Below are 15928 nucleotides of genomic sequence, written 5' to 3' on the forward strand. Positions count from 1 at the left end.
ACATATAGCGAAACCAACTTTTAACTTTTAACTTTTAACTTTTAACTTTTAACAAAACTAATTACTTAGCAATATTTACGGCTCTTGTTTCTCTAATAACAGTTACTTTAACCTGCCCAGGATATGTCATGTCTGTTTGTATTTTTTGTGAAATATTAAACGATAAATCTGCTGCTTTATCATCATTCACTTTTTCACTTTCAACAATTACACGTAACTCTCTACCTGCTTGAATGGCATAGGCTTTTTTAACACCGCTAAAACCAAAAGCAATATCTTCTAAATCTTTTAAACGTTGAATATAACTATCTAAAACCTGACGGCGCGCTCCTGGGCGAGCACCTGAAATAGCATCACACACCTGAATAATTGGTGCTAATAATGATTTCATTTCTATTTCATCGTGGTGAGCTCCAATGGCGTTGCAAACATCTGGTTTTTCACCAAATTTTTCGGCCCATTGCATACCTAAAATGGCATGTGGTGTTTCCATATCAGCTTCAGCATCTGGCACTTTACCAATATCATGTAATAAACCAGCACGTTTGGCTAGTTTAGGGTTTAAACCTAATTCGGCAGCCATTACGCCACAAAGTTTGGCTACTTCACGCGAGTGTTGTAATAAGTTTTGCCCGTATGAAGAGCGGTATTTCATGCGCCCTACCATTTTAATTAACTCTGGGTTTAGGTTATGAATACCTAAATCTATAACGGTGCGTTTACCAACTTCAATAATTTCTTGGTCTATTTGCTTTCTTGTTTTTCTAACAACTTCTTCAATTCTTGCAGGATGTATACGGCCGTCTGTTACTAAACGGTGTAATGATAAACGTGCCACTTCTCTTCTTACAGAATCAAAACAAGATAAAATAATTGCTTCTGGTGTATCATCTACAATAATTTCAACACCTGTGGCGGCTTCAATAGCTCTAATATTTCTACCTTCTCTACCAATAATGCGTCCTTTAACATCATCAGATTCTATATTGAAAACAGACACACAGTTATCAACTGCTTCTTCAGTACCTATGCGTTGTATGGTATTTATAATAACTTTTTTAGCCTCTTGTTCTGCCGTTAATTTAGCTTCTTCTAGAGCACTTTGTATAAATGCCATTGCATCGTTTTTAGCTTCACCTTTTAAAGATTCTACTAATTGTTCTTTAGCTTCTTCTGCAGATAAACTTGAAATAACTTCAAGTTGCTGCACTTGGCTTTTGTGAAGGCGGTCTAACTCTTCTTGTTTTTTATCAAGTACATCAAGTCTGTGGTTGTAATCTTTTATTTTGTCTTCTAAACTCTGACTTAATTTTTTGTTTTTTGAAAGCTCGCTAGATACTTGAGATTCTTTATCTCTAGTTCTTTTTTCGGCTTCGGCCATTTTCTTGTCTCTAGACAAAATTACTTTTTCATGCTCTGCCTTTAGCTCAATAAATTTTTCTTTGGCCTGTAATATTTTGTCTTTTTTAATGCTTTCGCCTTCACTTTTGGCTTCTTTTAGAACCAAACCAGCACTTTTTTGGGCCTCTTTAATTATTTTTGATGCTTTATTTTTTTCTAAAACTTTAGCTATAATAAAGCCAATAGCTAAGCCTAAAACTATTCCTCCTATTGCAAATATGATTGCGTTATCCATTATTAATTAGTTGTTTATATGTATAAAAAAAGCCTACATCAGTTGAAAGTTTTGTATAAACTCCTTAAAAACAAGTTTAGGGCTAACAAGCTGATCAAGGATCCACCCAAGATACTAAAACACGTTTAGTACTAGTGGCCTGCTTTTACAACTTAAACTCACCCTTTTTAAAGAATTAACGTTGAGTTTATCAAAAAATAATAACTAATGTAGGCAGTAACTTTTAGTTTATTTTAAAGAACGTGATTAAGAGTTTAAATATGAACTTAATAATGTATCTAAAGCTTTTAGCTTATCTTCAACATGTTCATTCACATTATTTTTATCTATAGATTTCTGTTCAACTTGAGATGCAAATTGTAAAGCACACATGGCTAATACATCTTGTTTATCTCTAACAGAATAACTTTGCTCAAACTGTTTTATCATATAATCAATGTTTTTAGCGGCTCTTCTCAAGCCTTCTTCTTGGCTTGGTTCTATAGTTAAAGGATATACTCTATTAGCTATAGAAAGGCGTATTTTAAGCTTTTCTGACATTGATTTTATGTTACATTAATCTGATAATTGGGCTATACAATAGTCTAAATCTCTAATTAATGCGTTTATTTTAAGCTTAGTTTCTCTTTTATTATTGTCACTACCAAGTATTGAATTTGCCATTTTAAGCGCGTGATATTTTTCTTCCCACTGTGTTAATAACACTTTTTGGTTTTCAATTTTTGTTTTTGAAGCGTTTAATTCTTCAGTTAATTTAGCGTTAGCTTGTTTTAAAAGCTCTAATTTGTGTAATACCTTGCTAGTTTTATTCTCTAAAGAATCTACAATATCTTCAATATTACTCATTTACAAAAATCAATACTTATCTCACAAAGTTAATACACCTTGCTATAAATTACAATTGTTTTTCAATAAAATTTTAAAATCGTCTTTTAAGGGTATTTTAGTTAAAACTGTGGCTTGATTTTTGTTTTACCTTTGCGTTTTAACTTCAATTTAATATTTTAGCTACAAGTACTTTTTTATGAGATTTTTACTAATTGCCCTATTTATTTTTCCAAGTTTTGTTGTTGCGCAAAACCCGTATCCGCAAGATTATTTTAGCAACCCGCTAGAAATACCTTTAATACTATCGGGTACATTTGCAGAGTTACGTTCTAACCATTTTCATTCTGGTATAGACATAAAAACACAGCAACGTGTTGGGTTAAAAGTAAAAGCTTCGGCTAGTGGTTATGTTAGTCGTATAAAAGTATCACATTACGGCTACGGTAAAGCACTTTATATTACACACCCTAACGGCTATACAACTGTTTATGCGCATTTGCAAAAGTTTTCGCCGGCAATTGAAGCTTATGTAAAAAAGCAACAGTACAAAAAAGAATCTTATGAAATTGAATTATTTCCTAGTGCCGAAGCATTACTTGTTAAAAAAGACAGTTTAATTGCCTACAGCGGCAATTCGGGCGGTTCAGGTGGCCCACATTTGCATTATGAAATTAGAGATAACCTTGAGCGCCCAATAAATCCCATGCTTTTTGGTATTGATATTGCCGATACTTCTGGGCCTTACGTAAAATCTGTTTACGCTTACCCTTTAGATAAAAATGCTTTTATTAATAACAGTAATGAAAAGCAAAAACTACGCCTAATACCTTTAAAAAATGGCGATTATACTGTTGAAAACATTCATGCTGTTGGTAATATTGGTATTGGTATTGAAACTAATGATAGGCAAAATTACGCGCCAAACTCAAATGGTGTTTACAATATTCAAACCTTTTTTAATGGTAACAGAAATTTTGAGCTAGATTTTAAACGCTTTTCTTTTGCAGAAACCAAACACATCAATGAGCTTATAGATTATGAACATTATGCTACTAAAAGGCAGCGCATTCAAAAATTATTCAAAAAAAATAATCCGTTAAGTATTTTTAAATCGGTTGTAAATAATGGTGTTTTACACATAAAAGATAGTGCCTACGCGGTTTATAAAATTAGAATTGCCGATTTTAAAAACAATGAAACATGGGTTACACTAAATATTAAAGGTGAAAAAAGCCCAACAGCAAAACCTGCCGAAACCAAAACAACACCTTATTATATAAAAGCCAACCAAACTACTAATTTAAAAGAAGGTATGGTATCTGTAGATTTTTATAAAGATACATTTTATGATGATTTTTATTTAGATTTTGAATTACGCAATGACACACTTAAACTCCATAAAGATGTTATAGCTGCAAAAACATATTTTAATATTACCTATAATATTAGCCATTACAACACCACCGACAAAAGCAAACTTTACATTGCACGCTTAGTGGGCAGCAAGCAATACCCTGCATACACATCTACAAAGCGAACAGAAAACACGTTAACCGCAAGAACCAAAACTTTAGGTACGTATGCCTTAGCTACAGATACTACGCCACCTACCATTAGGGCCGTTAATTTTAAAAATAAACAATGGATAAGTAATTACCATTACCTAAAAATTAAAATTGATGATGCAGGTTCTGGTATTTCAAACTACAGAGCCACTGTAAACGGAAAATGGATTTTAATGGAGTATGATTATAAAACAAAAACACTAACACATAGTTTTAGTGATGGCGTTGTAACAGACACTAAAAACAATTTAAAAGTAATTGTTACTGATAATGTTGGAAATAATTCTACTTTTGAAACGTTGTTTTACAGAAAATAAACTTTAACCACCATTGAAATCAAAACATCTTTTTTTAGTAACGGTATTTTTTTTAATTACAAGCCTTAGTTTTTCGCAAACGGCAACCTTAAAAGGTGTTATTTTAAATGACAACAACACCCCTATTGAAGGTGTAAACATTACAACAAATAATGGCAATGGTACACAAACAAACAGCAATGGGTTTTACAAGTTAAATATTGCTGCAAGCACTAAGGTAACTGTTAGTTTTACGCACATTTCTTATAAGAAAGTAATAGCTACATTCAACCTAAAAAACGGCGAAACTTTTGAGTTTAACCCCGTTATAAAAACAGCTGTAGAGCAAATTGCAACCGTAGTTGTTAGCTCTAAAAAACGAAAAGATGTTGAAGGTATTATAACGCTTCAACCAGAAACTATTAGAAAAATCCCTGGAGCAAATGCTGGTGTTGAAAACTTATTAATGTCGCTTCCTGGGGTTAATAACAACAATGAGTTAAGTACACAATACGCCGTTAGAGGTGGTAATTTTGATGAAAACCTTGTGTATGTAAATGATATTGAAGTGTATAGACCTTTTTTAATACGCTCTGGGCAACAAGAAGGTTTAAGCTTTGTAAACTCTAATTTGGTACAAAATGTAGAGTTTTCGGCAGGTGGTTTTCAAGCTAAATATGGCGATAAGCTTTCCTCGGTATTAGACATTACCTACAAAACACCTTTTCAGTTTGAAATTAATGCCAATTTAAGTCTTTTGGGCGGTAGTGTATCTTATGAAGATGTTAGTAAAGATTCAAAATTCACAAGTATTGTTGGCGCACGCTACAGAGACAACAGTTTGTTTGTAAACGCCAAGGAAACAGAAACCAACTTTACCCCTACTTTTGCCGATTTACAGGCCTACTTCACCTATAAATTCACTAGTAAATTTCATTTAAGTTTTTTAGGAAATGCTTCTATAAACAAATATAACTACCAGCCCCAAACACGGCAAACCAATTTTGGTACTTTAAGTGATCCCATAGCACTTTTGGTGTTTTATGAAGGACAAGAGAAAGACCAATACCAAACCTATTTTGGCGCTTTTAAAGGTTCGTATTTTGTGAATGATGATTTAACCCTAAAGCTTATTGCTTCAACATATCATACAACCGAAGAAGAGTATTTTGATATTTTAGCCCAATACCGCTTAGGCGAAGTAAATACCAATATTGGCGAAGAAGATTTGGGTGAAGTTGAATTTAGCGAAGGTATTGGAAGCCAATTAAATCATGGTAGAAATGATTTGGATGCTTTAATAACGAATATTGAACACAAAGGCGATTTTAAACTGAACGATAACCGCTTTGAATGGTCTGTTAAATACACACATGAAGACATTAGAGACCGCTTGGTTGAATGGGAAGTTATTGACTCTGCTGGGTTTTCTATTCGTCCACCAAAAACTATACCTATAAACGAACAACCCTACAACGCCTACACAGGCCCTTTAGAGCCTTTTTCTAATGTTAGAGCAACAAACAGCACCCAAATAAATAGGTTTCAAGCTTATTTACAATGGAGCAAACGTTCTAATATAGGCCGTAGTGATGTTTGGTACAACGCTGGTATTAGAGCTCACAACTGGTCTGTTAGCGGTACCGGAATTAGTACATCAAACCAAACGGTTTTTAGCCCCAGAGCGCAATTTGCCATTAAACCACACTGGAAAAAAGACATGCTTTTTAGGGCAGCTGCGGGTTTATACTATCAACCACCGTTTTACCGAGCATTACGTGATGCCACAGGCACTGTACAACCACATGTTAAAGCTCAAAAATCTATGCACGTGGTTTTAGGTAATGATTATAGTTTTAAAATGTGGAACCGCCCTTTTAAATTAACTTCAGAAGTATATTATAAACATTTAACCCAAGTAAACCCATACACCATTGAAAACGTACGTATACGCTACAGAGCCAATAACAGCGCCAAAGCCTATGCTTATGGTTTAGATATGCGTTTGAATGGTGAATTTGTACCTGGTACCGAATCTTGGTTTAGTTTTGGCTACTTAAAAACCGAAGAAAACATTGAAAACCAAGGCTATATTGCTAGACCAACAGACCAACGTTTAAAATTTGCTGCCTTGTTTCAAGATTATGTGCCAAATATGCCACATTTAAAAATGTATTTAAATTTGGTTTATAATACGGGCGTTCCGGGTGGCTCACCTAGTTATGCAGACCCTTATGTGTACCAAAACAGACTACCAGATTACAAAAGAGCCGACTTTGGCTTACAATTGGTATTGGTTGATGCTAAAAAACAATTTAACAGCGGTTGGAAGAAACCATTTAAAGATCTCTCTTTAGGTTTTGAAATATTTAATATTTTTGATGTGCAAAACTCTATTACAAACACTTGGGTTAGAGATGTATATAGCAAACGCCAATACGCCATACCAAACTACTTAACACCACGAGTATTTAATGTAAGAACTACTATGAAGTTTTAATTATATTATTTTACACTTAAGTTTTCAGAAAATACTGCTAATGTATCATTCCCTCCGAAGTTTCCAGTAAGTCGTTGCACATATATCTCTATATAATCATTTCTAGAAAGCTGAGTATTTGCATTTAAAGATACCGATTGTATTTGGCTATCTGTAGTTATTAATACTATAGAACGAGATTCGGTAATTATTGTACCATTTTTTGCAACAAAAAAGGCATAAAAATCATTTGCAGCATTTGTTACCCTAATTGACATTGATGCATTTATTTGAAACTGTCGTTGTTTAATACCATCATAAATTAACCTATTCTCTGTAACATTACTTGTAAATCTAAATAAGTTATTAGAAGTAAAGGTTCCATTACCTTCCACTAAAACAGGTAATGTTTGGGCACTAGGTATAGCTTGAGTAAACCCAGTAGTTACCACGCCATCATAATAAAAATTCCCACCAGCAACACCATCAGTTTCAACAGGTATTCCTGGGCAATTCACATCCCAGTCTCTGGTAAAACTATAACCTGTGTAAGGTGATGGGCCATTTATATAATTACCGCCACCATAAAAGGCCACAGCTGCTAAAGTTCCGCCGCCACTAAGTGATGTAATACCTGTAACATCAAAACCTACGTTAGTTCCTGTAACCTGAGTAAAACCACCTTGTTTGGCAATAACTTCAAAATCGCCCGTCATAGTTTGGTATGTACCACCATTTGAACCATCCCAACCTTCAGAATTTAATAATAACTGATGAATATCTGTATATGTAATACCAGCAGTATTATTTACGTATTGTAAAATACTTTTAAATACTAGGTTAAAATCTGAAATAGTACCAACGCTATTAGAATTTACAATAAAACTATCTCTTAATATTAAATTTTCTGCCCCTGTACCTGCTAAGTTAAATACAGTGCCTCCAGGCGCCATAAGCGTTAAATTTCTTATTGAACCACCTGCGCTTCCTGCGAATAAAGTGCCACCTGCACCTACAAGAACATCTTCGTTAGTATCTTCTCCACTTATGTATGCACTATTTAAATTAATTGGTGCTGCTAAAGTTATGGTACCATTTATTTCGTAAAGCGTATCAGTTGTTAATAAGTATTCGGTACCACCACCAGCTGCAAGTTCATCAGCTAAATCGGCGGCGCTTTTTACTAATTTATAATTATCTCTTTGTTGGTTTGAAAGCGGTAACCATGCAGATCCGCTATAATAATAAAACAAATTTTCATCTGTATCAAACACTAAAAGCCCTTGTGCAGGTGTTGTTATAGCATTTCTTTGTACCGTAGTCATTCTTGGCGTTAACATACCTTGCGTGGTAGATTCAACATCTAGAATTGAAGTAGGATTAGGTGTTACTGTACCAATACCAACTTGGGCGTGCACATGCCATTGTAATGCTAATAAAATTAGGAAAGAAAAATAAATATTGTAGACTCTCATACAATTAAATTTAGATTTGGGTAAATAAAATGTGAGAGACTTATATGATAAAATTACAAAACCAACCTACAAAAACAAAAAAAAAGTAAAAAAAACAGAAAAAAACACTTATTTAATAAAAGTTTTAAGGGTTTTAATAACATAATCCACTTCTTCTTTGGTATTATAGCTACTAAATGAAAAGCGTAAAGACGGTTTTTTAACATCATTACTATTTAAAATTTCGGCCAAAACATGTGATGCTTTTGTGCTACCACTTTGGCAGGCACTACCCCTTGAGCAAGCAATACCTTTTAAATCTAACTGAAATAAAATCATAGCCGTATTTTCGGGTGGCAGTGGCAAGCAAACATTCACTAAATTGTATGCGCTTGTTTTTATGTTTCCGGAAAGTCCGTTAAATGTTACTTGAGGTATTTCCTCTGAAATTTTATCAATAAAATACTGTTTAATTGATGTAATATATACCCTTTCAGTTTCAATATTATTGTAAGCCATTTTAATGGCGGTTTCCATACCCACAATATTGTGCACACTCTCGGTGCCTGCTCTTAAACCGCGTTCTTGTTCGCCACCAGTTATTACTGGTTTTAAGCCCGTATTTTTACGTATAAAAGCAAAACCTACACCTTTAGGGCCATGAAATTTATGTGCCGATGCCGCTAAAAAATCTACAGCAATATCCTGTAAATTTATATTGTAATGCCCTATTGCTTGTACCGCATCACTATGAAACAAAGCACCATATTGCTTACACAAGTTGGCTACACGTACAACATCTAAAACATTACCAATTTCATTGTTAATGTACATGAGGCTTACCAGAGTCTCTGCCTCTGTTTTTAAGGCCTTTTCTAAGGCTTCAAAACTTATGTTTCCGCGTGTATCAACATCTAAAAATGTCAATTTTATATTTGCTGTTTCTTCTAAATTCAACAAGGTATTTAAAACCGCATGATGCTCTATTTTTGTTGAAATAATATGAGTAACATGTAAGCTATTTACAGCACTTTTCAATATTAAATTATCGGCTTCTGTACCGCCCGAAGTAAAAATAATTTCACCTTCAGAAACATTAAAAATAGTGGCAATGGTTTTTCTAGCCTTTTCTATTAAAACCTTTGAGGCTCTGCCCAAACTGTATGAAGATGATGGGTTTCCGTAGTTATTTTGCATAACTGTTGCCATAGAGGTTACTACTTCATCGCGTAGTTTTGTTGTAGCAGCGTTATCAAAATACACAGTTTTCATTTGTAATACAATTGAAGCGTTTTAGGTGGCAAAAATACTTGAAATAAAATTATTTTCAATAACATACGTTATAAATAACAATTCTATTATTTTTGCTGTAAAATTAACACCTATGCGCCACGTATTTTTAGTTTTATTTTCATTGTGTTTAACCACTATTTATTCATGTGATGATGGTGATGTTATTACCGTAAGTCTTGATTTTGAAGACACTTTTCAGGCTTGTAATGGCGTTAGTGGCATTGTGCTTTATAAAACTAAGAATGACCCATCTGAATCTCTTTCAGTATTCATTAGCAATTACACCGTAGATGCTATGCTAAATGTAGGCGATGATAATACCTTTGAAGAAACTAAAACCGGTACTTTTAACTACAGAACTTACAGTAATGCCTCAATTTCTGGTGGCGATTTATTTTGTAACGACGTTCCGCCCGCTGACATTGAAATTACAAATGATGATGAAAGTGCTTGTTCTGTATTTTTTAGAACTGTTTTAACTGAAGATGATAACGATGGCGTGCCTACAGAACTTGAAAACCCAGACCCAAACGGCGATGGTATTTTTGATGATGCGCAAGATACTGACGGTGATGGTATACCCGATTATATTGATTTTGATGATGATGGTGATAATGTGCCAACCGCTAATGAAAACCCAGACCCTAATGGCGATGGCGATTTAAGCGATGCGCAAGACACTGATGGCGATGGCATACCCGATTATTTAGACAATGATGATGATGGTGATGGTACATTAACAAGAGACGAAGAAAAAGGTGTACAAGACCAAAACCCTGAAAACGACCAAACCAATGAAGCTGTTGGACCAGATTATTTAAACCCTGATGTTAGTGATGTATTACCTGCTACAGCTTACAGACAACACAGTTATACGAAAGCATTTTTGGTTACGGCCACTATTTTAAATTTAGACCTTACAAACCTAACACAAGACGCGTTGTTTTTTGGTAATTTAACCGGTGATAGCAAAACATCAAAAACTGAAACTTTAACGCCTGCTTTTAATTAAGGTGCTAGGTTTTGGTAAATGTAAACTTCGGTAGCGCCTAAACCGTATTTTTGGTAATTGGCATCATAAAACTTTATATTATTATAGCGTCCAAAAAGGTATTCTAATTCAAGTTTTAAAACACCTGCGCCCACACCGTGTATAAAAACAACTTTTTGTATGCGTTTATTTATAGCAAATTCTAATTGTCTTTTTGCCGTATCAAGTTGTAGCGTTAACATCTCGTGATTACTCATGCCTTTAACGTTTTTCACTAACTGATGTATATGCAAATCTACTTCCATGGTTGGCTGAAAACGTTCTTTAGCCTTTACTTTTGGTTGTTTATGTCGTTTTTTTTCTTCTTTTTCAGAAACTACGGCATTTAAGCTTTTGTGTGAGAAAACAGATTTTTTTAATGCTGAAACATCTTCTTTAACCAAAGCATTGGCTTCAAAATTTAATAAAAAACCATCTTCAGTTTCAATAGTAATTGTTGTACCCGCAATATTTGTAACAATACCCGATAAATTTTCATCTAAAACCGCAACTGTATCGCCCTTTTTAAAACTCATTTAATCATTAGTATTATCAAATTCATCTTTATCTTTTTTGCTAGGTATGGTTGCAGAAACCCTGTAAACACCTAACATAAGCATAACAATGCCAATTATAAGAACAAACACATTTTGCGTTTTACTGCTGTTGGCATATAACGCCACTATGGCGCCTAAAATTATGAGTATATAGTTTAGATATTTCATTTTAAATTTTTAACAAAATTATAATGAATACGTGTAAAAAGTGTAAACAATAAGCAGCTATTTTCAATTTTACAAAAAAAATTGTACTTTAGTACTATTCATTTACCCCAAATTATGAAACATATTACTTTAATATTAAGCTTACTAGCTTGTTTTTATAACGTTTTTGCACAAGATTTATACGTTGGCAACAATACTGAATTATACGCACTTAACGTGCCCGTTTTTGTAACTAATGACATTAGGTTAGAGTCTGCCACTTCCAATTTTTACTTAAGAGGCGATGCGCAGTTAGTACAAGATGTTGATATAAAAAACTCTGATGCAGGTGAAATTTCAGTTTACCAAAACCAAACCACCAATGTATATGAATACAACTTTTGGTGCTCTCCAGTTGGTGTTAGTGATAATACTTCAAACCAAAACGTAGATTTTAACGGTACCAACATACACGACCCAGATGATGACACTGATGTTAGCAATGTAGCTTCAGTACCTTACGCATATACAACCAGTTATGAAGGCACTGCTACAGAACTAGCAAACTATTGGATTTACAGCATGCGAGATGGCGAAGGTTACTACAGTTGGCAGCAAGAATTTGATACCGGCGATATTGAAACAGGTTATGGTTTTACTTTAAAAGGAAGCCCTAATACTGATAATGTTTTAGATTTTAGAGGTCGCCCTAATAACGGAACTATTTTAGTAAGCTGTAGGTTTGATGGTGTTGATGATCAACCTTCAGGAATACCAAATAGTGCACAAACGTTAACAGGTAACCCATACCCTTCTGCACTAGATTTAAAATTGTTTTTTGTAGAATCAGTAACCAATCAAGCTATCCTTTTAAATGAAATTTATTTCTGGGAACAAAAACCAAAAAACTCGCATTATTTAGCAGATTATGAAGGTGGTTACGGTGTTTATACACCTGGTGATTTAGCTGTTCTTGCAGATAATGGCTCATACACTGTGGCTCCTTTTGAAAACTATAATGGCGATGGTACAACAAATGGAACTACTACCTTAAATACAACTGATTTTAGCGGGAATAACGAAAGACGTTTTGCTGCCATTGGGCAAGGTTTTATAATAGCTAGTGACCCACTTTCTGGATTAGGCCTTGGTGGTGATGCTGAATTTACTAATGCTATGCGTGTTTATTTTGAAGAAGACTCAACACCTGGTGGTGATGGTTCTATTTTTGCAAAAAACAGTAAAAACACAGACAAGAACACACAAACAAAAAATTACCCCATGTCTCATAATGGTGTAGATTATAAAAAGATTATTGATAACCCTACAATAATACCTGAAATAAGACTACACACACATGTTAATAATGCGTTTTACAAAGAAAATGTTATTGCTTTTAGAAAAGGCACACCAGATAATAATACTTATAATAAAGGTTTTGATGGTTCAAATGCAAACACCTTAAGTAGTGATGCGTATTTAATTTCTGAAGATAAAAATTTATCTATAAAATCTATTAACTATTCTGAAAGCACCAGATTAAAATTTGGTTTTAAAACCAACCAAGACAATACGCCTTTTAGCGTTACCGTAAATCAACTTAACAACATACCTAGTGATGTAGATGTATATATGTTTGATAACGAAACCAACACATACACCAATATTAAAGACGGTAGTTTTAATACCGTTCTAAATGAAGGCGTTTATAATGACAGGTTTGAAATTACGTTTGCTAAAAACACCTTAAACACTACTGAAGAAACTTTTAAAAACTTTAAAATATACCAAAATAACGCTCAAGCCCAGGTTGTAATTAACAACCCCAATAGTTTAAAGCTAAAAACATTAAACATGTTTGATGTTAACGGTAAACAGGTATTATTTAAAACTATAAACTCTAATAATAATACACTTTCGTTTTCTACAAAAAACCTAAGCACTGGCGTTTACGTTGCAAAAGTAACTGCAGATAATAATACTACAAAAACCCAAAAAATTGTAATTAACAACCAAAAATAATACGTTTATAATTTATTACATTAGCATAAATTTTTAAAAAGCTATTGCTTTATGGAAGAATACATGCTTCCTTGTTTAAACAAAAAGTTGTTTGGTGTAGAATGTTTTGGTTGTGGTATGCAACGCTCTTTATCTTTAATACTTAAAGGTGAATTTACTCAAGCGTTTTACATGTATCCAGCAATTTACACACTTATTTTACTACTTACTTTCGTAACAATAAATGCTTTTAAAAATAACAAACAACTATCTAAAATTAATACTATTTTAGCCATAGTAAATGCTATAATTATTATTTGTAGCTTTATAATAAAAACTTTTTTTAACCAATAAATCATTTCATATGGAACAAAAAAAATTACCTAACGCAACGCTTATTTTAGTATTTGGTATTCTATCAATTGTTGGCTGTTGCTTTTACGGTATAGGAATAATACTTGGTGTAGTTGCTATTGTATTAGCTGGTAAAGCAACAAAAATTAATGCTGAAAACCCTGATGAATATACAGGCATTCAAAATGTAAAAGTTGGTAAAATATTATCAATTATAGGTATTATTTTAAGTGCTTTATATTTATTATTAATTATTTGGATGGTATCAACATTTGGATGGGAAGCTATGCAAGACCAACAGTTAATGCAAGAAAGACTTCAAGAATTGATGGGACAATAACCCAAATTTTAAAATAAATAAAAAGCGACCATTTTTAGTAAAACGGTCGCTTTTTTTATACTTTATTTTCTTTTTTTAAAATAATGAAGCGCCTACGGCCACTCCTATTATAATTAAAATATACAGTGAAATTAACACTATAGAAAAAATGCCTAAAAACTTGTAATGCGATTTTAAACTTGAAAACGCTTTAGTAAAATCGTTATTGTTTTCTTGTTTTAAAGCACTTTTCATACTTTTTGAAAATCTGAACAAATACAGTACAGGAAAAAAGTAAACAGCGGCAATAATAATATAAAACAACGCAACACCCGATGCATAACCTGCCCCGTAAGCTGAAGCCAAACCACTAGAAGCAGCGCCTGTTATTCCCATTATTATACCACCAAGCACCATAAAACCAATGCCTACAAAACCTAGTATTGCTAAAAAGGATGACCATTTGGCGGTTTCAGTTAAATAGTCTTTAATTTCTGTATTAATACCAAGTTCAAAACTTTCAAAAGCAGATGTTTCTTCCATAAATTAATTTTCAAATTGTTTAAATGTTTTTGTTATTATCCGTACACAGTCTAACAACTGTTCTTTATTCATAACTAATGGTGGTGCAAACCTAATAATATTTCCGTGTGTTGGTTTTGCTATTAAGCCATTATCTCTTAAAGCTAAACACATGTTCCAAGCAGTGTCACTATCTTCAGTATCATTTACAACAACAGCATTTAATAATCCTTTACCACGCACTTTGGTAATTATATTACTAGTTTGAATGTATTTGTTCATTTCGCTTCTAAAAAGTTCGCCTAAAACACGCGCATTTTCAGCTAGATTTTCTTCTTTAACCACCTCTAAAGCAGCAATAGCAATAACGGCTGCCAAAGGGTTTCCGCCAAAAGTACTTCCGTGTGTTCCGGGTGTCATTACATCCATAATATTATTGTTGGCTAACACGGCACTAATTGGGTAAGCGCCACCACTTATGGCCTTTCCTAATATTAAAATATCGGGTTGTACATTTTCGTGGTGTACGGCTAAAAGTTTTCCTGTTCTAGCAATACCTGTTTGAATTTCATCTGCAATAAATAATACATTATGCGCTTCGCACAAGGCTTTTGCTTTGGCTAAATAGCCCTCAGAAGGTACGTAAACACCTGCTTCGCCTTGTATAGGCTCCACTAAAAAACCTGCAATGTTGTTATTGTTTTTTAAGGCTTCTTCTAATGCGTCTAAATTATCATATTCAATATTAATAAAAGCATCGGCATACGGACCAAAGTTTTTATTTGCGGTACTATCACTTGAAAATGATACAATGGTAGTAGTACGCCCATGAAAATTGTTTTTGCAAACTATAATTTGCGCTTGGTTTTCAGCAATACCTTTTACCTCGTAAGCCCATTTACGGCATACTTTCATAGCCGCTTCTACGGCTTCGGCACCAGAGTTCATTGGTAATAATTTATCAAAGCCAAAATACTCACAGGCATACTTTTCGTATACACCTAATTTATCATTGTAAAACGCTCTTGAAGTTAGGGTTAAGGTTTTTGCTTGCTCAACCATAGCATTAATAATTTTGGGGTGGCAATGTCCTTGGTTTACCGCAGAATAAGCCGATAGGAAATCGTAATAACGTTTTCCATCTACATCCCAAACATATACGCCTTCCCCTTTGCTTAATACTACAGGTAACGGGTGGTATGTGTTAGAGCCATACGTTTTTTCTAATTCAATTGCTTGCTGTGACGTTAATTTTTGTAAAACAGCCATTTTAAAAAGTTTTAATTGTTAATAAAATAACCATTCCTACTCTACCTTTATCCTTTCAGAAAAGATTCTGAAAATTCAGCGTGGGAGAGAAATCATCCCTAGATAAGTACTGCAAGTTACAAATATTATTTGTTTATCTATTTTTTTAGTAAAAATGGTAGCAACTTTAATTTAAATA

15 protein-coding genes and 1 other RNA gene are annotated in these 15928 nt (G+C 33.5%); 6 read left to right on the forward strand and 10 right to left on the reverse strand.

Annotated features, from left to right (window positions below; translation table 11 throughout):
- Positions 1-61: 61 nt before the first annotated feature.
- The 4 genes from rny to ACYX4H_RS14770 form a co-directional block, all read right to left on the reverse strand.
- The gene (gene rny / locus ACYX4H_RS14755) at positions 62-1636 is read right to left on the reverse strand and encodes a ribonuclease Y (RefSeq protein ID WP_476237029.1); all 1575 of its coding nucleotides are present in this window, start codon (positions 1634-1636) and stop codon (positions 62-64) included.
- 57 nt (positions 1637-1693) lie between these two features.
- A non-coding RNA gene (gene ssrS, locus ACYX4H_RS14760) (6S RNA) lies at positions 1694-1823 on the reverse strand.
- A 59-nt stretch (positions 1824-1882) separates the two neighbouring features.
- The gene (locus tag ACYX4H_RS14765; RefSeq protein WP_475296573.1) at positions 1883-2176 is read right to left on the reverse strand and encodes a cell division protein ZapA; all 294 of its coding nucleotides are present in this window, start codon (positions 2174-2176) and stop codon (positions 1883-1885) included.
- A 15-nt stretch (positions 2177-2191) separates the two neighbouring features.
- Positions 2192-2482 (reverse strand): hypothetical protein, encoded by a 291-nt coding sequence (locus ACYX4H_RS14770; RefSeq protein ID WP_476237030.1) that lies wholly within the window; start codon positions 2480-2482, stop codon positions 2192-2194.
- 178 nt (positions 2483-2660) lie between these two features.
- Between ACYX4H_RS14770 and ACYX4H_RS14775 the strand changes: the two genes are divergently transcribed.
- The gene (locus ACYX4H_RS14775) at positions 2661-4346 is read left to right on the forward strand and encodes a M23 family metallopeptidase (protein WP_476237031.1); all 1686 of its coding nucleotides are present in this window, start codon (positions 2661-2663) and stop codon (positions 4344-4346) included.
- Between the two features lie 13 nt (positions 4347-4359).
- The gene (locus ACYX4H_RS14780) at positions 4360-6825 is read left to right on the forward strand and encodes a carboxypeptidase-like regulatory domain-containing protein (protein ID WP_476237032.1); all 2466 of its coding nucleotides are present in this window, start codon (positions 4360-4362) and stop codon (positions 6823-6825) included.
- 5 nt (positions 6826-6830) lie between these two features.
- On the opposite strand, the gene ACYX4H_RS14785 is transcribed toward ACYX4H_RS14780, so the two are convergent.
- Together ACYX4H_RS14785 and ACYX4H_RS14790 are read right to left on the reverse strand one after the other, a co-directional pair.
- On the reverse strand, positions 6831-8279 hold the full coding sequence (locus ACYX4H_RS14785) for a cell wall anchor protein (RefSeq protein WP_476237033.1): 1449 nt from the start codon (positions 8277-8279) through the stop codon (positions 6831-6833).
- Positions 8280-8387: 108 nt separating this feature from the next.
- On the reverse strand, positions 8388-9530 hold the full coding sequence (locus ACYX4H_RS14790; RefSeq protein ID WP_476237034.1) for a cysteine desulfurase family protein: 1143 nt from the start codon (positions 9528-9530) through the stop codon (positions 8388-8390).
- A gap of 25 nt (positions 9531-9555) precedes the next feature.
- Between ACYX4H_RS14790 and ACYX4H_RS14795 the strand changes: the two genes are divergently transcribed.
- Positions 9556-10563, forward strand: coding sequence for a hypothetical protein (locus tag ACYX4H_RS14795; RefSeq protein WP_476237035.1), 1008 nt, complete (start codon positions 9556-9558; stop codon positions 10561-10563).
- Here the strand turns inward: ACYX4H_RS14795 and ACYX4H_RS14800 are convergent.
- Positions 10560-11117 carry a Smr/MutS family protein gene (locus ACYX4H_RS14800; protein ID WP_476237036.1) on the reverse strand — a complete coding sequence of 186 codons (558 nt, stop codon included), beginning with the start codon at positions 11115-11117 and terminating at the stop codon, positions 10560-10562. The two genes, ACYX4H_RS14795 and ACYX4H_RS14800, sit on opposite strands and share 4 nt — an antisense overlap.
- Positions 11118-11306: a hypothetical protein gene (locus ACYX4H_RS14805; RefSeq protein ID WP_476237037.1), complete on the reverse strand. Its 189-nt coding sequence runs from the start codon at positions 11304-11306 to the stop codon at positions 11118-11120.
- A gap of 114 nt (positions 11307-11420) precedes the next feature.
- On the opposite strand from ACYX4H_RS14805, the gene ACYX4H_RS14810 reads away from it, so the two are divergent.
- Genes ACYX4H_RS14810 through ACYX4H_RS14820 form a run of 3 tightly spaced genes read left to right on the forward strand, consistent with a single transcriptional unit; the run spans position 11421 to position 13980 of the window.
- Positions 11421-13307: a T9SS type A sorting domain-containing protein gene (locus ACYX4H_RS14810; protein ID WP_476237038.1), complete on the forward strand. Its 1887-nt coding sequence runs from the start codon at positions 11421-11423 to the stop codon at positions 13305-13307.
- 51 nt (positions 13308-13358) lie between these two features.
- The gene (locus ACYX4H_RS14815; RefSeq protein ID WP_476237039.1) at positions 13359-13640 is read left to right on the forward strand and encodes a DUF2752 domain-containing protein; all 282 of its coding nucleotides are present in this window, start codon (positions 13359-13361) and stop codon (positions 13638-13640) included.
- A gap of 10 nt (positions 13641-13650) precedes the next feature.
- Positions 13651-13980 carry a CCC motif membrane protein gene (locus ACYX4H_RS14820; RefSeq protein WP_476237040.1) on the forward strand — a complete coding sequence of 110 codons (330 nt, stop codon included), beginning with the start codon at positions 13651-13653 and terminating at the stop codon, positions 13978-13980.
- A 75-nt stretch (positions 13981-14055) separates the two neighbouring features.
- Here ACYX4H_RS14820 and ACYX4H_RS14825 read toward each other — a convergent pair whose 3' ends face one another.
- Positions 14056-14502 carry a DUF5362 family protein gene (locus ACYX4H_RS14825; protein ID WP_476237041.1) on the reverse strand — a complete coding sequence of 149 codons (447 nt, stop codon included), beginning with the start codon at positions 14500-14502 and terminating at the stop codon, positions 14056-14058.
- Positions 14503-14505: 3 nt separating this feature from the next.
- A complete protein-coding gene (rocD, locus tag ACYX4H_RS14830) occupies positions 14506-15750 on the reverse strand; it encodes an ornithine--oxo-acid transaminase (protein WP_476237042.1) in 1245 nt (414 codons plus the stop codon).
- Positions 15751-15928: the final 178 nt, after the last annotated feature.

The sequence above is a fragment of the Seonamhaeicola sp. ABD4_340 genome (assembly GCF_056312135.1).